The following is a 24,430-nucleotide window of genomic DNA, read 5'->3' as shown; positions in this document are numbered from 1 at the left end:
CAAATCAAAGGCGTCAAGCCACCGCCCGACCGCGGTTATGCGCGGCCGGCAGGGTAGAGAAAAACGCGGTGCCGGAAAAGAGTGCTGGGCAGTGCGAAGCGCGATCAGCGGGCGCGGGCTTCTGCGAGCCGTTGGCCGGGGTTGCTGCGTCCGGGTGCTTGCGGGCGGGTTTCCTTGGCGAACCAGGCGGCGGTCAGGCACACCAGGTTGGCCACCAGCAGGTAGCCCACCGGTGACATTGGGTTGCCGGTGGTGCCGATCAGCCAGGTGATGATGATCTGCGCCGTACCGCCGAAAGCCGCCACGCCAAAGGCGTAGACGATGGAGAAACCGGTGGAGCGCACCGCCTTGGGGAAACTCTCCACCAGCAACACGATCAGCGCCGCGCCGCTCATGCCGTGCAGGCCGGACAACACCGCCAGGGTCAGCAGGAACGTCGCCGGGCTGGGGTGCTCGGTCATCAACTGCAACGCCGGGAACAGCACCAGCAACAGCACCACCCGCGGCGCCATGAGGATGGTGCGGCGGCCGAAGCGGTCGCAGAGCATGCCGCCGGCAATCGCGCACACCGCCATGGCCGCGCCGGCCACCAGGGTCGAAAGCATGGAGATGCTGGTGGGCAGTTTCAGTTCGGTGAGGGCGAAGGTGGTCATGTAGTTGATGAAGTACTGGGTGATGGTGCTGCCGGACAGAATCAGCAGCCCCAGCACTAGGGCCCGGCGATGTTCGCCGAACACCTGACGCACCAGGCTGCCGGTGCTGGCTTCTTCGCCTTGGCCATGGAAGGTTTCCGCCAGGTTGCGGCGGATGTAGATGCCGATTGGCAGCACCAAGAGACCGAACACGAAGGGCACGCGCCAGCCCCAGCTGTTGAGGTCCTCGGGGGACAGCACCTGGGTCAGGGTGTAGCCCACGGTGCCGGCGGCCATGGCGGCCACGCCCTGGGCCACCACCTGCCAGCAGGCGTAAGTGCCGCGCTTGTGCGGCGGCGCGGCTTCGAGGATGTAGGTGGTGGCGGGGCCGGCCTCGCCGCCCCAGGCCAGGCCCTGGATCAGCCGGGTGAGCACCAGCAGGATCGGCGCGGCGATGCCGATGCTGTCGTAGCTGGGCAGGATGGCGATGCTGCCGGTGCCCACGGCCATCATCACCAGGGTCAGGAGCATCGCCGGCTTGCGGCCGACGCGGTCGGCATAGGCACCGATCAGCACCGCCCCCAGGGGCCGCACGATAAAACCGACGCCGAAGGCGGTGACCGATAGCATCAGGCTGACAAAGGCGCTGTCGGAGGGAAAGAAGGTGTGGCCGATCATCACCGCAAAGGTGGCGTAGACCCCGAAATCGAAGAACTCCACGGCGTTGCCGAGGATCACCGCGAACACGCTGCGCTTGCCCCCCGGGACATTCGGCGCTTCAGGATCCTGGTGCTGGGAGTGGGTGGAATCGTGACTGTGCATACTGGCCCCTCGAATTTTTATTCATAGGTTGCCCAGGCCCCGGGCGGCGAGGCCCGGGGCTGGGGTGAAGGTGGCAGTTTCGGTGTGTCAGTGGGACGGCGGACTTGGCCAGCTGTGGATCGCTCCGCGCCAGCTCTCATAGGTCTTGGCCACTTGCAGCAGCCATTGATCGGCAAAGCGCGGGGCGATCATCTGCAGGCCGATGGGCATGCCATCGGCGGCGAAACCGCAGTTGATCGACAGCGCCGGTTGTTCGCCCATGTTCCAGGGCAGGGTGAAGACGATGTGCTCGAACGGTTGCTGCGGGTCGTTGCTCGGCGATGGCCACTGGGCGGGAAAATGGTTGATCTGATTGGTGGGCGACAACACCAGGTCGAACTCGCTGAACACCTGGGCGGCGCGGCGACGCATCTCGAAGGTCTGGTTGAAGCCCAGCACCGCCTCGACCCCGGACAAGTCGGCCCCCGGCGCCGCCCAGTCACGGATATAGGGCAGCACCTTGGCGAACTGCTCGGCACCCAGGGCCGAAAGTTCCGCCCATTGCCGGGCGCGCCAGAAGCGGTCGAGGCCGTCCAGTTGGGCGCGATCCATGATCGGCGCCAGGGTGCGGACCTGGGCGCCGTGGCTCTCGAACAGTCGAGCGGCCTGTTCCACCGCTGCGCAGACAAAACCTTCCGGCTGCAGCCCTGCGCCGGGCTCCAGCATCAGGCCGATCTTCAACCCGTTGACCGACACCGGCTCATCGCTCCAGTCCGTGGTCAAGGGCGGCAGGCTGGTGGCATCCCGGGCATCGGGCCTGGCCAGGTGGCGCATCAGCAGCACGGTATCCGCGACGCTGCGGGTCATGGGCCCGGCGCAGCGCCCGGTGTAATACGGGTCGATGGGAATCCGCCCCAGGGTCGGCTTGAACCCCACCAGAGCGCACCAGGCGGCCGGCAGGCGCACCGAGCCGCCGATGTCGGTGCCGATGTGCAGCGGCCCGTAACCGGCCGCGGCGGCCGCAGCGGCTCCGGAACTGGAGCCGCCGGTATTGCAGGCGGTGTTCCAGGGGTTGCGGGTAATGCCGTGGAAGCTCGACAGCCCCGACGACAACATGCCGAAATCCGGCACCGTGGTCTTGGCCAGGATGATCGCCCCGGCTTCACGCATCCGCGCGGCCGGTGGAGCATCCTGCAACGCCGGCTTCAGGGTGGTGGCCGCGCTGCCCAGGGGAATCGGCGTGCCTTGGGTGGCGATCAGCTCCTTGATCGTCACTGGAATCCCGTCCAGCGGGCCGTTGGGCGTGCCCTTGTTCCAGCGCTCGGTGGCGGCCCGGGCCTGCTGACGCACCTGCTCCGGATCGAAGGCGTAGAGCGCACGGACATGCGGCTCCCAGCGCTCGATATGGGCCAGCAGATGCTCGTAATAATCCAGAGGCGAGAGCGTGCGGCTGGCGAATTGCGCCAGCAGCTGGGTGGTGGATAGATCGTGCAAATCAGTCATCGAACGCATCCTTGTGTCGGGCGTCAGTCGGGTTGCTGATGGCCCGACTGTATCGCTTCCACCCTAGCCCAACCATCACAAAGGACGCAGCCTGGTGTTGCGTTTTTGTGAGCACTGCGGCGGCGTATTCCTCGGCCTGATTGAATGCGGCCCCACCCGTTCGAGACGTTCTGTAGGAGCGGGCTTGCCCGCGAAGGCGGCCTCAAGGTTTGCACAAGGCTCACGGACCTCTTCGCCGGCAAGCCGGCTCCTACCGGTTCAGCGGGTCTGCGCTTGCAACTGACGACCCAGCACATCCAGCACATCGCAACCATCGCGCAGCGGGATGGCGCAGATCAGCGCTAGCTCTTGCAGCACCACGGCATCGCCGGGGATGTCGGGGCGGGCGGCGAAGTTTTCCAGCAGATGAGTGACGGCGCGGATGCGATAGGCGGCCGCTTCGTACAGCACATCGGCAGGGGCCTGGGTATCGATCAGCAGGGAAGGGATGGTGCAGTCGTGGCCGGTGATCGGCATGTATCTGTTCATAAGTAACGCCTCGGTCGGTTGAGAGCGCCACTGGATCGTCGCCAAACGAAAGGTGGCAGCTGTACGCAGGTTGGCGAACCGGGACCGGGGAGCCGGCAGACCCGAAGGTCTCCCGCGTACAGCCGCCATATAGGCAGCGTTACGGATGCGAAAAGCCCTGCAAATAAGCACAGGGCTCTCGCACACGGTCATCGGGTCGCCAAACCCGTTCGTCATCAGGACGACCCGGGACTATAGGCATGTACCCCAAAACGGAACAAGGCACTGGCAGGGCAGGACTTTCTGAGTTTGCTGTAGGACTCAGGAGCGCGAGTGTGGATCAAGCGTGCCGCGGGTTCAATGGCGGGGCTCAGTCGAAGCCGACGCTTGCGCTGTGGCGGGTTTCGCGTTCGTGCAACTGGTCGATATTGGTTTCGTAGGTGCATTGCCCGCTGCAGCGGTACTCGTAGCTGATGGTCGGCTTGAACTGCAATTTGAGCTTCGGCGTGTCGCGCTCTGGCGCCGGGGTCTGGGCGGGGGCCGGCAACGGAGGCTGCGGGTAGCTCAGGTCAAGGCCTGCGGCCTGGGCCGAACAGGTTGCCATCAGTAACAGACCTGGGAAAAACGCTTTGCAACTGAACATCATCGAATCCGCATTGCCATAAAAGGGTTGCCGATTATAACGAGCCCGGCGCCGAAAATTTAGCGGCAACGGCTCTGGATCGAGCTTTTGCTGCGGTTTAACCGGTGTTAGCCCTTCGCACCATGAAACATATGTCATGAACCGGCGGGGCGGGTCGCTCCTACACTGCAACTCACCTCCATGGCCAAGGACTCCCTCCATGACGGCAAGTACCCCAGCGAGCATTCTCGACACCTTGGAAGGCCAGCGCCTGCAGGGCAGCGATGCCGAGCACTGGCGCCAGTGGGGGCCGTACCTGAGTGAACGGCAGTGGGGCACGGTGCGCGAGGACTACAGCGCCGACGGCGATGCCTGGAACTATTTTCCCCATGAGCACGCCCGCAGCCGTGCCTATCGCTGGGGCGAGGACGGCCTGGCCGGGTTCTCCGACAAGGCCCAGCACTGGTGCCTGGGGCTGGCGCTGTGGAATGAACACGACAGTATTCTCAAGGAGCGTCTGTTTGGCCTGAACAACGCCGAAGGTAATCATGGCGAGGACGTCAAGGAGCTGTATTTCTACCTCGACGGCGTGCCCAGCCATGCCTATATGCGCATGCTCTACAAGTACCCCCAGGCGGCCTTTCCCTATGCCGATCTGGTGGCGGAAAACGCCCGGCGTGGTCTGTCTGAGGCCGAGTACGAGATCCTCGACACCGGGGTCTTCGAGGACAATCGCTACTTTGATGTGACGGTGGAGTACGCCAAGTACACGGCGGACGACCTCTTCATGCGGGTCACCGTGCACAACCGTTTTCACCAGCCGGCCCGTTTGCGGGTGCTGCCCCAGGTCTGGGCGCGCAACACCTGGAGTTGGGGCGGCGATGGGCCTCGGCCCAGCCTGCGCCTGGAAGGTGATCAGGTACTGGCGCGGCATGCGCAGCTAGCCGATCGGCAGGTCACCGCCTGGGGGGCGGCGCCTTGCCAATGGCTGTTCTGCAATAACGACAGCAACTTTCCCAAGCTGGACGGGGTGGCCTCTGCGGGGCCGTTCAAGGACGGCATCAACGATTATCTGGTGAACGGGCAGGCCACTGCGGTGGCCCTCGATGGCGGCACCCGGGCCGCGGCGCATTTTATCCTGGAGCTGGCGGGCGGCGAGAGCAAGAGTCTGTTCTTGCGCTTTGCCCCGGCGGGCAGTGAGCAGGTCAATGCTCGCCACCTGTTTGAGCAGCGTCGGCGCGAGGCCGATGACTTCTATGCGGCGCTGCAACAGCCCCTCGATGATGCGGATGCGCGCAATGTCCAGCGTCAGGCCCTGGCCGGGCTGCTGTGGTCCAAGCAGCTGTATTACTTCGACGTCAACCAGTGGCTCGATGGTGATCCCGGGCAGCCGGCACCGCCGAAGGCGCGCGCGCACCTGCGCAATACCCATTGGCGCCATCTGTCCAACTGCGACATCGTGTCCATGCCCGACACTTGGGAATACCCCTGGTATGCCTCCTGGGACCTGGGTTTCCAGGCGGTAGCCTTTGCCCTGATCGATCCCGGCTTTGCCAAGCAGCAGTTATTGCTGTTGGTGAAAGACCGCTTCATGCACCCCAACGGTCAGTTGCCGGCCTACGAGTGGCGCTTCGACGACGCCAATCCGCCGGTACACGCCTGGGCCTGCTGGCGGGTCTATCAGCAGGAAAAGTCCATGACCGGCGTCGGTGACCTGGATTTTCTCGAACGCATTTTCCACAAGTTGCTGCTGAATTTTTCCTGGTGGGTCAACCGTAAGGACGCCGAGGGCCGCAACCTGTTCCAGGGCGGCTTTCTCGGCCTGGACAATATCGCCCTGTTCGACCGTTCCGCGCCGTTGCCGGAAGGCTTCGCTCTGGACCAGGCCGACGGTACGGCGTGGGTGGCGGCCTATGCCCTGGACCTGATGCGCATCGCCCTGGAACTGGCCAAGCGCAATGGCGTGTACGTGGACATTGCGGTGAAGTTCTTCGAGCACTTCCTCTATATAGCCGGGGCCATCAACCGGGTGGATGAAAGCGCCGAAGGGCTGTGGGATGAACAGGACCAGTTTTTCTACGACGTGCTGCACCGGCCCGACGGCCACAACGAACCCCTGCGCTTGCGCTCCATTGTCGGCCTGATGCCGCTGTTCGCGGTGCAGGTGCTGGAGCAGCACGAGCACGAGAACCTGCCGGGACTGGCTCAACGTCTGCTGGGCTTTTTGCATCATCGTCCGGACCTGGCGAATCTGGTGTCGCGCTGGTACGAACCGGGCAAGGGCAACCGCATGCTCTTGGCGCTGTTGCGAGGTGAGCGCACCAAGGACCTGCTCAAGCGCATGCTCGATGAAAGCGAGTTCCTCTCGGACTTCGGTATCCGCTCCCTGTCCAAGGCCTTCGAGCAGCCGTTCGCCATGCAGGTGGATGGCAAGCAGTTGTGTGCCCGCTATGAGCCGGCGGAGTCCGATTCACGGTTGTACGGCGGCAACTCCAACTGGCGCGGGCCGCTGTGGATGCCGATCAATTACATGCTGATCGAATCCCTTCGTGAATTTCATCGGTACTACGACGTCAACTTCTCGGTGGAGTATCCGCGAGGTTCTGGATACCTGGCGTCCCTGGAGGAAGTGGCCGACGGCTTGAGCCAGCGCCTGACTCGTTTGTTTTTGCGGGATGAGGAGGGGCATCGGCCATCGATGAGCGGCTACCCACAGTTGCAGGTGGAGGCCGAGGACCGCGAGCTGGTGCTGTTCCATGAGTACTTCCATGGTGAAACCGGGCGCGGATTGGGGGCTAGCCACCAGACCGGCTGGACGGCGCTGGTGGCGTTGCTGTTGCAGCCGTGATCGCTTTGCCGGCGGCTTACAGGACGCAGCCCAAAGCGTTCATTCGCCATACCAGCGCGGCACATGCCTGGAAAAACCGGCGAAGTCCTCCCAGACTTTTTGCGTGCGTTGCAGGGTGGCCTGAACTTCCTGCTCGCCGAAAGCCATGGCCCAGAGCACGCTGAAGAAGGTATCGAACGCGGCGTAGAACGCCATGCGGGTGAGAAAGACAGGGTCGGCATGACCTGCGCAGTAGCCGTCGATCTGCCCGCGGGCGAAGTCGCTGCTGAGGTTGCAGGAAAACAGCGCCAGCCTGTTGAAGTCCCGCGCCGGATCTCCGAAACGGCAGCGGTTGAAGTCGATGATCGACAATTGGTCATCGGCGCCCACGATCATGTTGTTCAGGTGATAGTCACCGTGGAGAAACACCAGCGGCGTGTCTGCCAGCAGATGAAAGTGCTGTTCGAGAAACTGCAGGAAGTCTTGCTCATGGGCCACCTTGTGGCCACAGCTCCGGTATTGTTCGAGCTTTTTACGGTAGATGGCACGCATCTGCTGTTCGGCGTTTTCAGTGCCTTCAGGCGCAGCAACGCTGTGGATCTGCTGGAGTATTTGACCGGCTTGCAGACCAAGCTCATAACAGGCAGCGGCGGGCTGTTCAGCCACCCATTGCGCGCCATCCTTGCCTTCGATCCACGACAACAGCGAGTAAACCTGGCGTCCTGAATCAAACAGGCCGAAGTCCAAGGGCTGGGACATGGCGATGCCCTTTGCCGCCAGATGCTGGGTCCACTGGAACTCGTCGCGTTTGTTGACGTACTGGGATGAGTCGTTGGTGCGCAACAGCAGGTGTTGGCCTTGTTCGTCGACGATGTGAAAGATCCGATCGCTGGACCAGCCAAGGGTTTGTGCTTCGATGCTGCGCCATGTGGCGTGGCCTGGAATGTCTTGCATGATCGCCTCCTTGCAAAGTATTGCCGCCCCTGGGGGCGGCAATAAAAGGCGGCGAATGGTACGTGGCCTGGCGGTGCTTTTAAAGCCTGTCGCTCAGGCTGTGAATCAGCCCACCAGGGCAATGTCCTGGGGCTTGGCCCAGGCTTCTATCAGCCGCTCTGGTGTGCAGCAGGTCTTGCGCTTGTAGACGAAGTTGCTGCACTTCTCGGCGAAGCCCTTGCGGTTCTGCACCATGTCCATGTGCATGTCTTCCAGCTCGGCGTTGCGGCAGTGCTGCATCAGCTGGGGATCGGCATCCAGCTTGCGCTGGCGCAGGTGCTGGTAGCGCGGGTCGTTGAGCACGCCGTTGGCTCGCTGCAGCAGCCACAGGCCGAATTCATCCGGGCAGCGTGGGCCGATTTCCTGGACCATGCCCATCTGCAGGGCCTGGAGCGCGCTGATCGGCAGGCAGGCTTCGGTCAGTTGCTTGGCCATGGGCTGGCCGACGGCACGGGGCAGGCTGTAGGTCCAGTATTCGGAGCCGTACAGGCCCATGCTCTTGTAGTGCGGGTTGTACACGGTGTCGGCGCGGGCCAGAACCACGTCCGCCGCCAGGGCCAGCATCAGGCCGCCGGCGCCGGCGTTGCCGGTCAGGCCACTGACCACCAGTTGGCGGGCGGTGAGCAGCTCCAGGCAGACGTCGTCGATGGCCTGGATATTGGCCCAGGCTTCAAGGCCCGGCACCGGGGCGGCCTGGATCACATTGAGGTGCACACCGTTGCTGAAGGCGCCGCGACCGCCGCGTACCAGCAGCACCTGGGTGTCCCGGGCCTTGGCCCAGCGCAGGGCGCTGACCAGGCGCTGGCATTGCTCAGTGCTCATGGCACCGTTGTAGAACTCGAAGGTCAGCTCGCCGACCCTGCCGGATTCGCGGTAGCGGATCGGTTGGTAGGCTTCGGTGCTGAACGGGCTGCTGGACACTGACCAGTCCAGCACCGGCACGTCGGCCAGGCGTTCGCCGAGTACGTGGCGGGCGGGGCGTTTGAAGGTTTCCTCGCCGGGCTGGGGCTTGAGGCGCAGGTAGCCGATCCACAGGCTGTGATCGCCGCAGGCCACCAGCACCGCATCGTCGTGCACCGCCAGTAGTTGCCCGGGCATGCCGGTGCGTGAATCCAGGTGGGCGTCGTAGACGTAGTACTGGCCGCCGGCGAGGCTGGCCAGGACGCCAGGCTGGCCGTCAGCGGCGTCGATGCTGCGTTTGATGAACTGTGCGCTGTCGTGCCAGCTGAAGGTGCGGTCGCACTGCTTCATGTTCGGTTGCAGGCGGCCGAGCACCGAAGGGTTGTCGTAGTCCAGGGGCTCAGGGCTGAAGCCGTTGCGGAATTTTTCCACCACGTCGCGGATGCAGCGGATGGCAGCGTCACTCACCAGGCCGTTGTACAGCTCGGATTTGCGCAGTCCGCTGGGCAGGTTGAATTCATGGGTCGACCAGATCGGACCTGCATCCATTTCTTCGACGGCCTGCAGGGCGGTCACGCCCCAGCGCTTGAGTTCCTTGCTGATGGCCCAGTCCAGGGCGCTGGCGCCACGGTCGCCGACAATCCCTGGGTGAATGATCACCACCGGACGCTTGGGGTGGCTCCACAGCTGCTGCGGAACGCGATCCTTGAGGAAGGGGCAGATCACCAGGTCGGCCTGGGCTTCTTCGATCTGCCGGCAGACCTCTTCTTCGCCGGTGAACAGCACCACGCTGGGACGATGCCCGGCCTGGCGCAGGTCGAGCCAGGCCCGTTGGGTCAGACCGTTGAAGGCGGTGGACAGCAGGATGATCTTCAGTGATCGCATAAGCAGACTCTTCCGTGAGTGATAGCGGTGTGGCAAAGGGCTCCGGCTGTGCCGTCCCTGGCCGCGATGGAGGCGCAAGAGTAGAGGGGGGTTGCGGGGCGCAAGCTGACCGAGATCAATCAAGCGTGCGGCCTGGAGGCTGAGCCGCCCAGTGGTATTGATCCAGGGCAAAGCGGGGGGATAGAGGCGTTGCGTGGTGCAGAAACGACAAATCCCGCCACAGGGGCGGGATTTGTGTGCAGCCGGACCTGTGGGGTCTTAGGCTGGGAACAGCTCGCTCAGTTTCATGGCCAGCATCATGTCGCCTTCGGCGCGCAGCTTGCCGCCCATGAAGGCTTGCATGCCGTCGGTTTCGCCGCTGACGATGCCGTCCAGGGTTTCGCCGTCCATCACCAGGGTGACTTGTGCGTCTGGGTTCTCGCCTTCTTTGAGTTCGCAGGTGCTGTCCTTGACGACCAGCGAGAAGTGCTTGGAGTCATCGATGCGGAAACCGAAAACCAGGTCCAGGCCGGCAGCGGCAGCTGGGTTGAACTTGGCTTGCATGGCTTGTACGGCGTCAGCTACGGAGGTCATGGTTCGATCCTTTTATGGGTGGTTACAGCAAGGGTCACAGTAAGCCGGGCTCAACGGAAAGTGATGAGCTCCGGGGCCTTCAACAGTTGCAGATGGGCATGACCGTTGAAGGAAGCCAAAGACACCTCGCGCCCGCGGAACTTCAGCTGGTTGAGCGAGGTGTTGACGATTTGCCAATTCAGTTCGAACGCCTGCTGGGCAGGTATCCGGGTGATCAGGTGGAGCAGGGCGGTGATGGTGCCGCCGGAGGTGAATACCGCGATCTTGTGCGGGTTGTCCGCCGCTTCGAGAATCCGTTGCAGGCCGCCCTGGACACGCTCGACGAACCCCAGCCAGCTTTCCAGCCCGGGCGGATCGTAAGTGCCGGCCAGCCAGCGTTGGATGATCAGGGCGAAGATGCGTTGGAACTCGGCACGGTTCTGCGCGGCATTGCGCAGGATATTCAGGGCCTCGGGTTCCTGGGGCAACAGGTCGGGGAGCAGGGCACGGATGATGGCGTCGGCATCGAATTCGTTGAAGGCTGAATCGATTTCCAGTGGCGGGTGGTCAAAACCGGCAGCGCTCATCTGTTCCATGGCGGTTTGCGCGGTGTGCTGCTGGCGCCGCAGGTCACCGGACAGGCAGCGATCGAAGCTCACTCCAAGGGCGGCCAGATGATCGCCGAGAACTGCCGCCTGGCGCACGCCGATGGCAGACAGCACGTCGTAGTCGTCTGCACCGAAAGAGGCTTGGCCATGTCGAATCAAGTAGATGCTGCCCACGTCCGCGTCGTCCCGGTACGTTGAAAGTTTTGCGAGGTTATGAGGATGCCGGTGAGCTGTCAATGAAAAAACATACGCTTGTTTGAAATGCTTGTTGGAGCCTCGTTACACAAGGTTTCGCGACTGGTGGCCGGCCGGTCTCGTCGGTATGCTTGAGCCCATTACGCTGCTGGTTGGCAGCGGTTCATGTTTGAGGAGTCCCTGTGGAGTTTTTCGCCGAATACGCCAGTTTCCTGGCCAAGACCGTGACCCTGGTGGTCGCTATCCTGGTGGTGCTGATCACTGCCGCTGCCCTGCGCAGCAAGGGTCGCCGCAAAGGCGCCGGGCAGTTGCAGGTCAGCAAGCTGAATGATTTCTACAAGGACCTGCGCGAGCGCCTGGAGCAGAGCCTGCTGGACAAGGATCAGCTCAAGGCCCTGCGCAAGGCCCAGGGCAAGACCGAGAAGAAACAGAAGAAACAACCGGCCGAGGCCAAGCCTCGGGTGTTCGTGCTGGATTTCAATGGTGATATCAAGGCCTCGGCGACCGAAGGCCTGCGCCATGAAATCACCGCCTTGCTGAGCCTGGCCACGCCCAAGGATGAAGTGGTGCTGCGTCTGGAAAGCGGTGGCGGCATGGTGCACAGCTATGGTCTGGCCTCGTCGCAACTGGCGCGTATTCGCCAGGCCGGGGTGCCTTTGACCGTATGCATCGACAAGGTCGCGGCTAGCGGCGGCTACATGATGGCGTGCATCGGCGAGAAGATTATCAGTGCGCCGTTCGCCATCCTCGGCTCCATTGGCGTGGTGGCGCAGTTGCCCAACGTCAATCGTCTGCTGAAGAAACACGACATCGATTTTGAAGTGCTGACCGCCGGTGAGTACAAGCGCACCCTGACGGTGTTTGGCGAAAACACCGAGAAGGGCCGGGAGAAGTTCCAGGAAGACCTGGACGTGACCCATCAGTTGTTCAAGAACTTCGTATCCCGCTATCGCCCGCAACTGGCCATTGATGAGGTGGCCACCGGAGAAGTCTGGCTGGGGGTGGCAGCGCAGGAAAAACTGCTGGTGGACGAGCTGCAGACCAGCGACGAGTACCTGGCGGACAAGGCCAAGAATGCCGAGGTGTTCCACCTGCACTATGCCGAGCGCAAGAGCCTGCAGGAGCGCGTAGGCCTGGCGGCCAGCGGTTCCATCGATCGCGTGTTGCTGACCTGGTGGAGCCGCCTGACCCAGCAGCGGTTCTGGTAAGCCCCGAATTGCAGGCGCCTGTTCTGTAGGAGCTGGCTTGCCAGCGAAGGCGATCGCAATATTTGCACAAGGCCCGAGGGCCTCTTCGCCGGCAAGCCGGCTCCTACAGTGGTTGGGGGAGCCGATACAAAAAAGCCCTGAGCCGGGAAACCGGCTCAGGGCTTTTTGTTGGCGCCAGGGCTTAGCGGCGACGGAACAGCGGCAGCGGTTCGTCGGTGGCAGCCTGGTAGGTCACCGAGAAGTCCTTGAGGCTTTCCAAGGCTTCATAGGGGTCCTTGTCGGCCCGCAGTGCATAGGCGTCGAAGCCGCAGCGGTGCAGGTAGAACAGCTGGTCGCGCAACACGTCGCCAATGGCCCGCAGTTCGCCTTTGTAGCCATAACGGTCACGCAGCAGGCGGGCGTTGGAGTAGTTGCGGCCATCAGTGAAGGCCGGGAAGTTCAGGGCAATCACCTGGAAATGCTGGACGTCGTCACCGATTTCCTCGGCTTCTTCGTCCGCATCCAGCCACACGCCCAGGCCGCCGTCGCGAGCCTTTAGGGCATGGGCGTGATCGCGCCACAGGGCCAGCGGCACGATCAGGTCGTCGCAGTTGGAGATGCCGTCGAGGGTCGCGTCCTTGGGCAGCAGGTGCCAGGTTTCGTCGATGACCTCGTTGTTCTTAATGATTCGCTGCATAGACGCGCTCCTTGAAGAGGTCGATGCCAATACGTTGATAGGTGTCGATGAAGCGTTCGTCTTCGGTACGTTGTTCAACGTACACGTCGATCAGCTTCGAGATCACGTTGGGCATGTCGTCCTGGGCGAAGGATGGGCCGAGGATCTTGCCCAGGCTGGCGTCACGGCTGGCGCTGCCACCCAGGGAGACCTGGTAGAACTCCTCGCCTTTCTTGTCGACACCGAGGATGCCGATATGGCCCACGTGGTGGTGACCGCAGGCGTTCATGCAACCGGAAATGTTCAGGTCCAGCTCGCCGATGTCGAACAGGTAGTCCAGGTCATCGAAACGGCGCTGGATCGATTCGGCGATCGGGATCGACTTGGCGTTGGCCAGGGAGCAGAAGTCGCCGCCCGGGCAGCAGATGATGTCGGTCAGCAGGCCAATGTTCGGTGTAGCAAAGCCGTTTTCGCGCAGCTCGCCCCACAGGGTGAACAGTTGGCTTTGCTCGACATCCGCCAGAATCACGTTTTGTTCGTGGGACGTGCGCAGTTGGCCGAAGCTGTAGCGGTCGGCCAGGTCGGCGATGGCGTCGAATTGCTTGTCGGTGACATCCCCAGGCGCTACGCCGGTGGGTTTGAGCGACAGGGTGACGGCGACATAGCCCGGCTTCTTGTGGGCCAGGGTATTGCGTACGCGCCAGCGGGCGAAGCCTGGGTGTTGCTGGTCCAGGGTGGCCAGTTCGGCATCCTGGTTGCTCAGGGTCTTGTAGTCCGGGTCGACGAAGTGCTTGGCCACGCGATGCACTTCGGCTTCGGTGAGGGTGGTCTGGCCGCCGCGCAGGTGGACCATTTCCGCCTCGACCTTCTCGGCGAACACTTCCGGCGTCAGGGCCTTGACCAGGATCTTGATCCGCGCCTTGTACTTGTTGTCACGACGGCCGTAGCGGTTGTAGACCCGCAAGATGGCGTCGAGGTAGCTCAACAGGTCCTGCCATGGCAGGAATTCGTTGATGAAGGCGCCGACCACCGGGGTGCGGCCCAGACCGCCACCCACCAGCACGCGAAAGCCCAGTTCGCCGGCAGCGTTGTGCACCGGCTCCAGGCCGATGTCGTGGACCTCGATGGCTGCGCGGTCGGAAGTCGAGCCATTGATGGCGATCTTGAACTTGCGCGGCAGATAGGCAAATTCAGGGTGGAAGGTGGTCCATTGACGGACGATCTCGCACCAGGGACGCGGGTCGATCAACTCGTCGGCAGCGACACCGGCAAACTGGTCGGTGGTGACGTTGCGCAGGCAGTTGCCGCTGGTCTGGATGGCGTGCATCTGTACCGTGGCCAGCTCGGCCAGGATCTCCGGCACGTCTTCCAGGACCGGCCAGTTGAACTGCACGTTCTGCCGGGTGCTGATGTGCGCATAGCCTTTGTCGTAGTCGCGGGCGATCTTGGCCATCATCCGCGCTTGGCGCGAGGTCAATTGGCCGTAAGGCACGGCAACCCGCAACATCGGGGCAAAACGTTGGATATAAAGGCCATTCTGCAGGCGCAGGGGACGGAATTCCTCTTCGCTCAGCTCGCCTGCCAGATAGCGTCGGGTCTGATCACGGAACTGCTTGACGCGGTCCTCGATGATCCGCTGATCGTACTCGTCGTATACGTACATATAGGTCCAGTTCTCAGGCTACAGGTGGCGCCAAAGCGCACTTGGCAAATACTGCGGTGAACGGCTTCGGTACGTTGCTTCGACTGGCGTCGACCGGGGCTTGTCGCCGGTTTCACCTCGTCCTGCCTTCGTTCACGCTCAACCCCACCCATGTAAGCAAATCTGCGCGCACGGCCGCGCACTCCGATCGGAGCCGCCGAACGATACCAGTTTGCGGTTATGCGCAAAAGTGATGTTTGAGTATATGCAAAGAACCAAAACGACTAACGGTAGGGGTATATGAGTATCCACATTTGAGGTGGGGACAATCCTGGTCTTAACTGTGGTCGTGTCTTTGAGCAGTCACCGACAAAATCTACTAGAGGCGATGCTATGAGCCATCCAACCAAAGTAAGGAAAAGTGACAGTAGCGTTGATGCATGGGCGATTCTTTTTCTGATCATACTGGTCGTGGGTACGGCCGTGTTTTGGGTCAGCCACCAGTAGTCGAACGTAAAAGAAGAGCCCGAATTGTCGGACAATCAGGACGATTTGCCGCCGTTGGCTAGCACTTTGCCAGTTATACTGCCTGGGATAATCCAGGGGCTCTTTTCACAATGTTCAAGGTTCTGTGCAAGTGGGTGATATGGCTGAGTTTGCCGTTCTGGACGGTGGCTCAAGCAACGTCGGTGGTGTTTCTCAACCCCGGTAATTCGACAGAAATCTTCTGGGTCAGTTATTCGCAGTTCATGCAGGCCGCCGCCCGGGATCTGGGTATGGATCTGCAAATTCTCTATGGCGAACGCAATCCCCAGAACTCTCTCGATCAGGCTCGGGAGCTGTTTCAGCGAGCGCAAAAGCCCGATTATCTGATGTTGGTCAACGAACAGTATGTCGCTCCGCAGATCCTGCGCATGTCTCAGGGTACCGGGGTCAAGCTGTTTATCGTCAACAGCCCGCTGACCGAGGATCAGCGGGCGTTGATCAGCCAAAGCCGCAGCAGTTACTCCGATTGGATCGGCAGCATGATGGGCAACGATGAAGAGGCCGGTTATCGGATGCTCAAGGAGTTGTTGCGCAAGCATGGCCCTGTGCCTCAAGGGCAAACAATCGATTTGCTGGCCTTTTCCGGGGTGAAAGTCACGCCGGCGGCGCAGTTGCGCGAGCAGGGACTGCACCGGGCCCTGACTGAGAATCCGCAGGTGCGCCTGCGGCAACTGGTGTATGGCGAATGGAACAGGCAGCGGGCGCACGAGCAGGCGCAACAGTTGCTGCAGCGCTACCCGCTGACGCAACTGATCTGGTCGGCTAACGACGAAATGGCTCTGGGGGCCATGCAGGCTGCTCGGGAGTTGGGCCGAAAGCCGGGTGTCGACCTGCTGTTCAGTGGGGTCAACAGTTCGCCCGAAGCCTTACAGGCATTGATCGACGGGCAGTTGTCGGTGCTGATGGCCGGACATTTCACTATCGGCGGTTGGGCCCTGGTTGCCCTGCATGATGATGCACTGGGGCTCGATGCCAGGCGCCTGGGTGGGCCGGACTGGCAATTGTCGCTGTTCCAGTCACTGACCCGAGCCCAGGCCCAGCAACTGCTGCGGATGGGCGATCAGATGGGGGCCCGGTTCGATTTTCGCGGGCTGTCCGCCCAAGGCAAGCCGGACAGCTACCGCTATCCCTTCAGTTTGCAACTGCTGCTGCACTGACGCCGCTCAGACCCCCGCCAGGTGCATGGCCAGGTTGGCGATACCCAGCAGCACCAGTACGAACAGGGTGGTAAAGAGAATGCCCAGCACGATGAAGTGACTGGGTTTGCCGTGACTGAAGTCCCGGGCGCGATTTTTCCCGCTTTGTACGCCGAAGGCGGCCGCCAGCACGCTTTGCAGCATCTGCAGGAAGGTTGGGGGCTGATTGTCGCTGCTTGGATCGTCCATAAATCCCTCGACACGGTTGGGTGTCAACAGAGCATAGACAATGCCGCCTGTGATGGGGGCTGCACTTACCTAGGAGCCGGATCGCCGGCGAAGAGGCCCGAGAGTCTTGCATCGCACGCTCGAGCGCCCTCGCCGGCAAGCCGGCTCCTACCGCGTCCGGATCAGTTGTCGTAGCCCAAATTCGGCGCTAGCCAGCGTTCGCTTACGGTCAGGTCCTGGCCCTTGCGCTCGGTGTAGCTCTGCACCTGGTCCTTGTCGACCTTGCCCACGGCGAAGTACTGCGCCTGAGGGTGGGCGAAGTACCAGCCGCTGACCGCCGCCGCCGGGAACATGGCGAAGTGTTCGGTGAGGAATACGCCGCTGCGGCCGGCGCGGCCTTCGCTGGCCTCGGGGTCGAGCAGGGCGAACAGGGTGCTCTTCTCGGTGTGATCCGGGCAGGCCGGATAACCCGGGGCAGGGCGGATGCCGCTGTACTGCTCCTTGATCAGCGCCTCATTGTCCAGCTGCTCATCCTTGGCATAGCCCCAGTAGTCTTTACGCACCTGCTGGTGCAACCATTCGGCGCAGGCTTCGGCCAGACGGTCGGCCAGGGCCTTGACCATGATCGAGTTGTAGTCGTCGCCGGCATCCTGGTAGGCCTTGGCCACTTCCTCGGCGCCGATCCCGGCGGTGGTGATGAAGCCGCCGACATAGTCAGTGATGCCGCTGTCCTTGGGTGCCACGAAGTCCGCCAGGGAGAAGTTCGGCTTGCCGTCGGTCTTGATGATCTGCTGGCGCAGGTGATGCAGGCGCGCCAGAGGCTGGCCATCATCGCCGTAGACTTCCAGATCGTCGTCCTGCACCTGATTGGCCGGCCAGAAACCGAATACCGCACGGGCGCTGATCAGCTTCTCGTTGATCAGCTTGTCGAGCATCTCCCGGGCGTCTTTGTACAGCGCGGTGGCGGCTTCACCGACCACCTCGTCTTCAAGGATGCGCGGGTATTTGCCGGCCAGGTCCCAGGAGATGAAGAACGGCGTCCAGTCGATGTACTCGGCCAGCACCTTGAGGTCGATGTTGTCCAGCACTCGGGCGCCGGTGAAGCTCGGTTTGACTGGCTGGTAGCCGGCCCAGTCGAACTGCGGCTTCTTGGCGATGGCTGCGGCGTAGCTCAGGCGCTCGGTGCGGGCGCTGCGGTTGGCGGTGCGCTCGCGGACTTCGACGTATTCCTCGCGGGTCTTCTGCACGAAACCGGCCTTGAGTTCCTTGGACAGCAACTGCGTGGCCACGCCCACGGCGCGGGAGGCGTCGGTGACGTAGACCACTGCGTCATTGCTGTACTTGGGCTCGATCTTCACCGCAGTGTGGGCCTTGGAGGTGGTGGCGCCACCGATCATCAGCGGCAGGTGGAAATCCTGGCGCTGCATCTCGCGGGCGACGTGGACCATCTCGTCCAGGGACGGGGTGATCAGCCCGGACAGGCCGATGATGTCGCACTTCTGCTCCTTGGCCACCTGGAGGATCTTCTCCGCCGGCACCATCACCCCGAGGTCGACGATGTCGTAGCCGTTACAGCCCAGAACCACGCCGACGATGTTCTTGCCGATGTCGTGCACGTCGCCCTTGACCGTGGCCATGAGGATCTTGCCCTTGGCCTCCGGCTTGTCGCCTTTCTCCAGTTCGATGAACGGGATCAGGTGCGCTACCGCCTGCTTCATCACCCGGGCGGATTTCACCACCTGGGGCAGGAACATCTTGCCGGCGCCGAACAGGTCGCCGACCACGTTCATGCCGGACATCAGCGGGCCTTCAATCACTTCGATCGGGCGGCTGAAGCTCAGGCGCGACTCTTCGGTGTCTTCGACGATATGGCTGGTGATGCCTTTGACCAGGGCGTGCTCCAGGCGTTTGTTGACCTCCCAGCTGCGCCATTCCTCGGTTTCGGCTTCCTTGACGCTGCCATCGCCCTTGAACTGGTCGGCGATGGCCAGCAGGGCATCGGTGCCATTGGGCGTGCGGTTGAGTACCACGTCTTCCACGGCATCACGCAACTGCTGCGGGATCTGATCGTAGATCTCCAGCTGGCCGGCGTTGACGATACCCATGGTCAGGCCGTTGCGGATCGCGTACAGCAGGAACACCGAGTGGATCGCCTCGCGCACCGGGTTGTTGCCGCGGAACGAGAACGACACGTTGGACACGCCCCCGGAGCTCAGGGCGTAGGGCAGCTCGTCGCGGATGTAGGCGCAGGCGTTGATGAAGTCCACCGCGTAGTTGTTGTGTTCCTCGATGCCGGTGGCCACGGCGAAGATGTTCGGGTCGAAAATGATGTCTTCCGGCGGGAAGCCCACTTCATTGACCAGGATGTCGTAGGAGCGCTTGCAGATTTCCTTCTTGCGCGCTTCGGTGTCGGCCTGGCCGACCTCGTCGAAGGCCATCACCACCACGGCAGCGCCGTAGCGTTTGCACAGCTTGGCGTGGTGAATGAACTGCTCCACGCCTTCCTTCATGCTGATGGAGTTGACGATGCCTTTGCCCTGGATGCACTTGAGGCCGGCTTCGATCACTTCCCACTTGGAGGAGTCGATCATGATCGGTACGCGGGAGATGTCCGGCTCGCCGGCGATCAGATTGAGGAAGGTGACCATGGCCTTCTTCGAATCCAGCATCCCTTCGTCCATGTTGATGTCGATCACCTGGGCGCCGGCTTCCACCTGCTGCAGGGCGACTTCCAGGGCTTCGGTGTAGTTGTCCTCGCGGATCAGTCGGGCGAACTTGGCCGAACCGGTGATGTTGGTGCGTTCACCGACGTTCACGAACAGCGAGTTGCGATCGATGGTGAAGGGCTCCAGGCCCGACAGGCGGCAGGCCTTGGGGATATCCGGAATCTGCCGTGGCGCATAACCGGCAACGGCTTTGGCGATGGCGCCGATGTGCCCTGGGGTGGTGCCGCAGCAGCCGCCGACGATGTTGAGGAAACCGCTCTGGGCGAACTCCTCGATGATCTTCGCGGTTTGTTCCGGCAGTTCGTCGTACTCGCCGAATTCGTTGGGCAGGCCGGCGTTGGGGTGCGCCGAAACGTGGGTACTGGCCTTGTTCGACAACTCTTCCAGGTACGGACGCAGTTCGCTGGCGCCCAGGGCGCAGTTCAGGCCCACCGAGATCGGCTTGGCGTGGGCCACGGAGTTCCAGAAGGCTTCGGTGGTCTGGCCCGACAGGGTGCGGCCGGAGGCATCGGTGATGGTCCCGGAAATCATGATCGGCAGCTCGAGGCCCAGTTCCTCGAACACGCCCTGTACGGCGAAGATCGCCGCCTTGGCGTTCAAGGTGTCGAAGATGGTCTCGATCAGGATCAGGTCGACGCCGCCTTCGATCAGGCCCTTGGTGGCCTCGGTGTAGTTCTCCACCAGTTCATCGAAGGTGACGTTGCGGTAGCCGGGGTTGTTGACGTCGGGCGACAGCGAGCAGGTACGGCTGGTCGGGCCCAGGACGCCGGCGACGAAACGTGGCTTGTCCGGGGTCTCCTGGGTCTTGGCGTCGGCGATCTTGCGCGCCAGGCGTGCGCCTTCTACGTTTAATTCGTAGGCCAGTTCTTCCATGCCGTAGTCGGCCATGGAAATGCGCGTGGCGTTGAAGGTGTTGGTTTCCAGGATGTCAGCGCCGGCATCCAGATAGGCTTTTTCGATGCCGCCGATCACGTCCGGACGGGTGATCACCAACAGGTCGTTGTTGCCCTTGACGTCGCTGGGCCAGTCGGCGAAACGCTTGCCACGGTAGTCCTGTTCTTCGAGCTTGTAGCTCTGGATCATGGTGCCCATGCCGCCATCGAGAATCAGAATGCGCTCTTTGAGGGCTTGCTGGAGAGCGTGGAGGCGAGCACTGCGATCAGACATGAGAACTACCTGGTAGGGCCATTACGAAGGGCGTGGATCATAGCAAACCTGCATGGATTTGCGGCATGTACGGGTTTTTCATGAATATCGCTCATGTTGGTCGGTGGGCGACCCCGGTAGAATCGCGGCGTTTTTTATTTTCGGGATCAGGGACATGCCGTATCGTTTTGTCGTTGCCAGCGCTTTGCTGCTTCTCAGTTCATTGTGTATGGCCCAAGGTCCGGCTATTTCCTACACCCGCGACATCCAGCCGATCTTCACCGAGAAGTGCGTGGCCTGTCATGCCTGCTACGACTCCGCCTGTCAGCTCAACCTGGGCAGTGGTGAGGGGGCCGGTCGCGGTGCCTCGAAAATTCCGGTGTATGACGGCGAGCGCAGCAAGGCCCAGGCCCCGACCCGCCTGTTCTACGACGCCAGTGGCAAGGCGGCCTGGCAGCGCCAGGGCTTCTATTCGGTGCTCGATGCCCAGGGCAGCCAGGCCGCGCTGATGGCGCGGATGCTGGAACTGGGGCATCGCACGCCATTGCAGCCCAATGCCAAGTTGCCCAGTGAAATCGCCCTGGGCCTGAACCGGGAGAACATGTGCCCGCAGCCGGCGGAGTTCGACGCCTATGCCGGCGCGCATCCGAAAGAGGGCATGCCGCTGGCGGTCACCGGTCTTACCGATCAGCAATACCAGACCCTGCAACGCTGGCTGGCCTCCGGCGCACCCATCGACGAGCAGGGTCTGGCCCCCAGTGCCCGGGAAAGCCTGCAAGTGGCTCAGTGGGAGAACCTGCTCAACGCCCCTGGCGCTCGGGAAAGCCTGGTGGCGCGCTGGCTCTACGAACACTGGTTCCTGGCCCATGTCTATTTCGAAGGCGGCGAGCCGGGGCACTTCTTCCAGTGGGTGCGCTCGCGTACCCCCAGCGGCCAGCCCATTGACCTGATCAACACCCGTCGCCCCAACGACGACCCGGGCACCCAGGTGTATTACCGCCTGTGGCCGGTGCAAGGGGTGATCGTGCACAAGACCCACATCACCTACCCGCTGAGCGCGGCGAAGATGGCCCGGGTCAAGACCCTGTTCTACAGCGGCGACTGGCAGGTCACTGCCTTGCCGGGCTACGGACCCGGGCGCCGAGCCAATCCGTTCGAGACCTTTGAGGCGATTCCGGCCAAGGCCCGCTACCAGTTCATGCTCGATAACGCCGAATACTTCGTGCGCACCTTCATTCGTGGCCCGGTGTGCCGCGGGCAGATCGCCACCGATGTGATCCGCGACAACTTCTGGGCGCTGTTCCAGGCCCCGGAACATGACCTGTACATCACCGATCCTACCTATCGCGGCCAGGTCACGCCGCTGCTGGCCATGCCCGGGCAGAACGACGATGTCGGCAGCGTGCTCAGCTTGTGGCTGTCCTATCGCGACAAGCGCAACGAGTACGAAGCCCTGCGCCGCGACTTCTATGCAGACTCTCCGGCACCCAGTTGGTCAACCCTGTGGGCCGGCAACGACAACGCGCTGCTGAGCATCTTCCGTCACTTCGACAGTGCTTCGGTGACCAAGGGCCTGATCGGCGAGGTGCCGCAGACGATGTGGCTGTTCGACTACCCGCTGCTGGAGCGCACCTATTATCAGCTGGCAGTGAATTTCGACGTGTTCGGCAACGTTTCCCACCAGGCCCAGACCCGGCTGTACTTCGACCTGATCCGCAACGGCGCCGAGCAGAACTTCCTGCGCCTGATGCCCGCCGGTACCCGCGAGGATTTCCTCGACGATTGGTACCAGAACAGCGGCAAGTTCAAGATGTGGCTGGATTACGAGTCCATCGACGATGACAAGCGCAGCGCGCTGAAACTGGACCCCAAGGACCCGAAGAAAGACTTCGCCCATCAGTTGCTGGCGCGCTATGGCGAGCTCAATGCCAAGCCCGACCCGATCAATCGCTGTGACAGTGCCTATTGCTCGCGGCCCAATATCGACCCGGCGCTGCAGGATGCCGAGCAGGCCCTGAGCAGCCTGGCGTCGCGCCCGGCGGCGGGGCTCAAGGTCATCGAACAGTTGCCGGAAGCCACCCTGCTGCGGGTCCAGGCCCCGAGCGGCAAGCGCGAGTTCTACAGCATGCTGCGCAATCGCGCCCACAGTAACGTGGCTTTCATGCTGGGCGAGTCGCTACGCTACCAGCCGGGCCTGGACACCCTGACCATTTTCCCGGGCATTCTCAGCAGTTATCCGAACTTCATGTTCAACGTTCCCACCGAGCAGGTGCCGGCGTTTGTCCAGGCCATGCAAGAGGCCCGAGACGCTGCCGGCTTCGAGAAGATCGTCGATCGCTGGGGGATTCGCCGCAGTCATCCGCAGTTCTGGCAGTACTTCCACGACCAGACCCGCTATCTACAGGAAGTCGACCCGGTCGAGGCCGGCGTCATGGACATGAACCGTTACGAAAACCTCTGATACAGGGCCGCTATCTGTCCTCGGGCCGCCTACTGACGGGGCCCGGGGATGCCCTATACCAAGGTCTATCCCGACAAAAATACTAGGACTTTGTCAGCGGCGTCGATTGGCGTAAACTGCGCCCACGTCTGCGAGGAACCACCATGAGCGCCATAACCATTACCGACGCCGCCCACGATTATCTGGCTGATCTGCTATCCAAGCAGAACACCCCGGGGATTGGCATCCGCATCTTCATTACCCAGCCAGGGACTCAGTACGCCGAGACCTGCATCGCCTATTGCAAGCCGGGCGAAGAGAAACCCGAAGACAAGGCCCTTGGCCTGAAGAGCTTCACCGCCTACATCGACGCCTTCAGCGAAGGTTTCCTCGATGACGCGGTGGTCGACTACGCCACCGACCGCATGGGCGGCCAACTGACCATCAAGGCGCCCAACGCCAAGGTGCCGATGGTCAATGCCGACAGTCCGGTCAACGAGCGCATCAACTACTACCTGCAAACCGAGATCAACCCGGGGCTGGCCAGCCACGGCGGCCAGGTCAGCCTAATCGACGTCGTTGACGACGGCATCGCCGTGCTGCAATTCGGTGGCGGTTGCCAGGGTTGCGGCCAGGCCGACGTGACCTTGAAGGAAGGCATCGAGCGCACCTTGCTCGAGCGCATCCCCGAGCTCAAGGGCGTCCGCGACGTCACCGACCACACGCAGAAAGAAAACGCCTACTACTAAGGCGTTCGCTGCGAACTAAAAAACGGCGCCCCGTGAGCGCCGTTTTTTATGCCCGCAAGTCCCCCCCAAAAAAACTTCCGTAGGAGCCGGCTTGCCGGCGAATGGGCCCCCGAGCCTTGCACCGATACCGAGGACGCCTTCGCTGGCAAGCCAGCTCCTACAAAGGGGGAGAGGTGTCAGGGGCGATAGAGGTGCGCGTGTCCGGCGCGATACAGGGACGACTCGCTGAAAACATCCGTGGCCAGCACCCGGCCCACCAGGATCAGCGCCGTGCGCCGGAAACCCTTGGCCGCGACCTGCTCGGCAATGTCGGCCAGGGTCCCCAGGACCCAGTCCTGGTCCGGCCAGGTGGCACGATGCACCACCGCAATCGGGCAGTCGGCGCCGTAGTGCGGCAGCAGCTCGGCGACGATTTTCTCCAGGTGATTGACCCCCAGGTGAATCGCCATGGTGGCGCCGTGGGCCGCCAGGCTGGCGAATTCCTCACCGGCAGGCATGGCGGTCTTGTCCGCATAGCGGGTGAGAATCACGCTCTGGGACACATCCGGCAAGGTCAGCTCGGCCCCCAGCAGCGCGGCGCAGGCCGCTGTGGCGGTGACTCCGGGGACGATTTCGAAGGCAATGCCCAACTCCCGCAGGCAGCGGATCTGTTCACCGATGGCGCCATACAGGCTCGGGTCGCCGGAATGTACCCGGGCCACATCCTGTCCTTGGGCATGGGCTTCCCGGATGGCCTCGATGATCTGTTCAAGGTGCAGTTCGGCGCTGTTGATCACCCGCTCAGCACGGTGGCCTTCCAGTACTGCCTGAGGCACCAGGGAGCCGGCGTAGATGATCACCGGGCAGCGATGGATCAGGCGCTGGCCCTTGACCGTGATCAGTTCCGGGTCGCCGGGACCGGCACCGATGAAATAGACAGTCATGGCTGT

Annotated in this window: 18 protein-coding genes; 5 read left to right on the top strand and 13 right to left on the bottom strand. The window is 62.5% G+C overall.

Annotation, left to right across the window (positions count from 1 at the left end):
• Positions 1-104: 104 nt before the first annotated feature.
• From ACSSVC_RS22840 to ACSSVC_RS22825, 4 genes are all read right to left on the bottom strand, one after another.
• Entirely contained in the window at positions 105-1,454 is a 1,350-nt protein-coding gene (locus tag ACSSVC_RS22840; protein WP_404937213.1) for a citrate-proton symporter, read from the bottom strand.
• Between the two features lie 87 nt (positions 1,455-1,541).
• Positions 1,542-2,936 (bottom strand): amidase, encoded by a 1,395-nt coding sequence (locus tag ACSSVC_RS22835; protein ID WP_404937212.1) that lies wholly within the window; start codon positions 2,934-2,936, stop codon positions 1,542-1,544.
• 258 nt (positions 2,937-3,194) lie between these two features.
• Positions 3,195-3,464: a hypothetical protein gene (locus tag ACSSVC_RS22830; protein WP_346635308.1), complete on the bottom strand. Its 270-nt coding sequence runs from the start codon at positions 3,462-3,464 to the stop codon at positions 3,195-3,197.
• Between the two features lie 349 nt (positions 3,465-3,813).
• The gene (locus ACSSVC_RS22825; RefSeq protein ID WP_346635309.1) at positions 3,814-4,047 is read right to left on the bottom strand and encodes a hypothetical protein; all 234 of its coding nucleotides are present in this window, start codon (positions 4,045-4,047) and stop codon (positions 3,814-3,816) included.
• A gap of 238 nt (positions 4,048-4,285) precedes the next feature.
• Here ACSSVC_RS22825 and ACSSVC_RS22820 point away from each other — a divergent pair, with 238 nt between their 5' ends.
• Positions 4,286-6,913, top strand: coding sequence for an MGH1-like glycoside hydrolase domain-containing protein (locus tag ACSSVC_RS22820; protein WP_492611423.1), 2,628 nt, complete (start codon positions 4,286-4,288; stop codon positions 6,911-6,913).
• 39 nt (positions 6,914-6,952) lie between these two features.
• On the opposite strand, the gene ACSSVC_RS22815 is transcribed toward ACSSVC_RS22820, so the two are convergent.
• The 4 genes from ACSSVC_RS22815 to ACSSVC_RS22800 all read right to left on the bottom strand — a co-directional run bounded on the left by ACSSVC_RS22815 (position 6,953) and on the right by ACSSVC_RS22800 (position 11,004).
• The gene (locus tag ACSSVC_RS22815; protein WP_346635311.1) at positions 6,953-7,846 is read right to left on the bottom strand and encodes an aminoglycoside phosphotransferase family protein; all 894 of its coding nucleotides are present in this window, start codon (positions 7,844-7,846) and stop codon (positions 6,953-6,955) included.
• Between the two features lie 105 nt (positions 7,847-7,951).
• The gene (locus ACSSVC_RS22810) at positions 7,952-9,670 is read right to left on the bottom strand and encodes a hydrogenase maturation protein (RefSeq protein WP_404937211.1); all 1,719 of its coding nucleotides are present in this window, start codon (positions 9,668-9,670) and stop codon (positions 7,952-7,954) included.
• A 258-nt stretch (positions 9,671-9,928) separates the two neighbouring features.
• Positions 9,929-10,243 (bottom strand): SCP2 sterol-binding domain-containing protein, encoded by a 315-nt coding sequence (locus ACSSVC_RS22805; protein WP_011061945.1) that lies wholly within the window; start codon positions 10,241-10,243, stop codon positions 9,929-9,931.
• A gap of 50 nt (positions 10,244-10,293) precedes the next feature.
• Positions 10,294-11,004 carry a histidine phosphatase family protein gene (locus ACSSVC_RS22800; RefSeq protein WP_346635313.1) on the bottom strand — a complete coding sequence of 237 codons (711 nt, stop codon included), beginning with the start codon at positions 11,002-11,004 and terminating at the stop codon, positions 10,294-10,296.
• 203 nt (positions 11,005-11,207) lie between these two features.
• On the opposite strand from ACSSVC_RS22800, the gene sohB reads away from it, so the two are divergent.
• The gene (gene sohB / locus ACSSVC_RS22795) at positions 11,208-12,233 is read left to right on the top strand and encodes a protease SohB (protein WP_123725935.1); all 1,026 of its coding nucleotides are present in this window, start codon (positions 11,208-11,210) and stop codon (positions 12,231-12,233) included.
• A 181-nt stretch (positions 12,234-12,414) separates the two neighbouring features.
• Here sohB and ACSSVC_RS22790 read toward each other — a convergent pair whose 3' ends face one another.
• Both ACSSVC_RS22790 and ACSSVC_RS22785 read right to left on the bottom strand, forming a co-directional pair.
• On the bottom strand, positions 12,415-12,909 hold the full coding sequence (locus ACSSVC_RS22790; protein ID WP_159892932.1) for a DUF934 domain-containing protein: 495 nt from the start codon (positions 12,907-12,909) through the stop codon (positions 12,415-12,417).
• Complete coding sequence (locus ACSSVC_RS22785) at positions 12,893-14,551, bottom strand: nitrite/sulfite reductase (protein ID WP_492611422.1); 1,659 nt, start codon at positions 14,549-14,551, stop codon at positions 12,893-12,895. The genes ACSSVC_RS22790 and ACSSVC_RS22785 overlap by 17 nt, the downstream gene beginning before the upstream one ends.
• Before the next feature lie 596 nt (positions 14,552-15,147).
• On the opposite strand from ACSSVC_RS22785, the gene ACSSVC_RS22780 reads away from it, so the two are divergent.
• Complete coding sequence (locus tag ACSSVC_RS22780; protein WP_492611421.1) at positions 15,148-16,233, top strand: ABC transporter substrate-binding protein; 1,086 nt, start codon at positions 15,148-15,150, stop codon at positions 16,231-16,233.
• A 6-nt stretch (positions 16,234-16,239) separates the two neighbouring features.
• Here the strand turns inward: ACSSVC_RS22780 and ACSSVC_RS22775 are convergent, their stop codons facing one another.
• Complete coding sequence (locus ACSSVC_RS22775) at positions 16,240-16,461, bottom strand: DUF2970 domain-containing protein (RefSeq protein ID WP_102864877.1); 222 nt, start codon at positions 16,459-16,461, stop codon at positions 16,240-16,242.
• Positions 16,462-16,622: 161 nt separating this feature from the next.
• The gene (gene metH, locus ACSSVC_RS22770) at positions 16,623-20,333 is read right to left on the bottom strand and encodes a methionine synthase (protein WP_492611420.1); all 3,711 of its coding nucleotides are present in this window, start codon (positions 20,331-20,333) and stop codon (positions 16,623-16,625) included.
• A 154-nt stretch (positions 20,334-20,487) separates the two neighbouring features.
• Here metH and ACSSVC_RS22765 point away from each other — a divergent pair, with 154 nt between their 5' ends.
• Positions 20,488-22,773, top strand: a complete 2,286-nt coding sequence (locus ACSSVC_RS22765) for a fatty acid cis/trans isomerase (protein WP_404937209.1) — start codon at positions 20,488-20,490, stop codon at positions 22,771-22,773.
• Positions 22,774-22,916: 143 nt separating this feature from the next.
• The gene (nfuA, locus tag ACSSVC_RS22760) at positions 22,917-23,501 is read left to right on the top strand and encodes a Fe-S biogenesis protein NfuA (RefSeq protein WP_102864880.1); all 585 of its coding nucleotides are present in this window, start codon (positions 22,917-22,919) and stop codon (positions 23,499-23,501) included.
• A gap of 176 nt (positions 23,502-23,677) precedes the next feature.
• Here nfuA and cobM read toward each other — a convergent pair whose 3' ends face one another.
• A complete protein-coding gene (cobM, locus tag ACSSVC_RS22755; RefSeq protein ID WP_346635318.1) occupies positions 23,678-24,424 on the bottom strand; it encodes a precorrin-4 C(11)-methyltransferase in 747 nt (248 codons plus the stop codon).
• Positions 24,425-24,430 lie beyond the last annotated feature (6 nt).

This window comes from Pseudomonas sp. E1BtOHC1 (assembly GCF_058744285.1).
Note: the sequence above shows the minus strand (reverse complement) of the source record. Positions and strands in the feature narration are given on the sequence as shown.

What these genes read in the sequence shown, in the direction of transcription:
- ACSSVC_RS22790 (WP_159892932.1), bottom strand. Translation starts at nt 12,909, where the DNA reads ATGCAGCGAATCATTAAGAACAACGAGGTCATCGACGAAACCTGGCAC.
- ACSSVC_RS22810 (WP_404937211.1), bottom strand. Translation starts at nt 9,670, where the DNA reads ATGCGATCACTGAAGATCATCCTGCTGTCCACCGCCTTCAACGGTCTG.
- ACSSVC_RS22835 (WP_404937212.1), bottom strand. Translation starts at nt 2,936, where the DNA reads ATGACTGATTTGCACGATCTATCCACCACCCAGCTGCTGGCGCAATTC.
- ACSSVC_RS22780 (WP_492611421.1), top strand. Translation starts at nt 15,148, where the DNA reads ATGTTCAAGGTTCTGTGCAAGTGGGTGATATGGCTGAGTTTGCCGTTC.
- ACSSVC_RS22840 (WP_404937213.1), bottom strand. Translation starts at nt 1,454, where the DNA reads ATGCACAGTCACGATTCCACCCACTCCCAGCACCAGGATCCTGAAGCG.
- ACSSVC_RS22820 (WP_492611423.1), top strand. Translation starts at nt 4,286, where the DNA reads ATGACGGCAAGTACCCCAGCGAGCATTCTCGACACCTTGGAAGGCCAG.
- cobM (WP_346635318.1), bottom strand. Translation starts at nt 24,424, where the DNA reads ATGACTGTCTATTTCATCGGTGCCGGTCCCGGCGACCCGGAACTGATC.
- metH (WP_492611420.1), bottom strand. Translation starts at nt 20,333, where the DNA reads ATGTCTGATCGCAGTGCTCGCCTCCACGCTCTCCAGCAAGCCCTCAAA.
- ACSSVC_RS22775 (WP_102864877.1), bottom strand. Translation starts at nt 16,461, where the DNA reads ATGGACGATCCAAGCAGCGACAATCAGCCCCCAACCTTCCTGCAGATG.
- ACSSVC_RS22765 (WP_404937209.1), top strand. Translation starts at nt 20,488, where the DNA reads ATGCCGTATCGTTTTGTCGTTGCCAGCGCTTTGCTGCTTCTCAGTTCA.
- ACSSVC_RS22785 (WP_492611422.1), bottom strand. Translation starts at nt 14,551, where the DNA reads ATGTACGTATACGACGAGTACGATCAGCGGATCATCGAGGACCGCGTC.
- ACSSVC_RS22815 (WP_346635311.1), bottom strand. Translation starts at nt 7,846, where the DNA reads ATGCAAGACATTCCAGGCCACGCCACATGGCGCAGCATCGAAGCACAA.
- nfuA (WP_102864880.1), top strand. Translation starts at nt 22,917, where the DNA reads ATGAGCGCCATAACCATTACCGACGCCGCCCACGATTATCTGGCTGAT.
- ACSSVC_RS22825 (WP_346635309.1), bottom strand. Translation starts at nt 4,047, where the DNA reads ATGGCAACCTGTTCGGCCCAGGCCGCAGGCCTTGACCTGAGCTACCCG.
- ACSSVC_RS22805 (WP_011061945.1), bottom strand. Translation starts at nt 10,243, where the DNA reads ATGACCTCCGTAGCTGACGCCGTACAAGCCATGCAAGCCAAGTTCAAC.
- ACSSVC_RS22830 (WP_346635308.1), bottom strand. Translation starts at nt 3,464, where the DNA reads ATGAACAGATACATGCCGATCACCGGCCACGACTGCACCATCCCTTCC.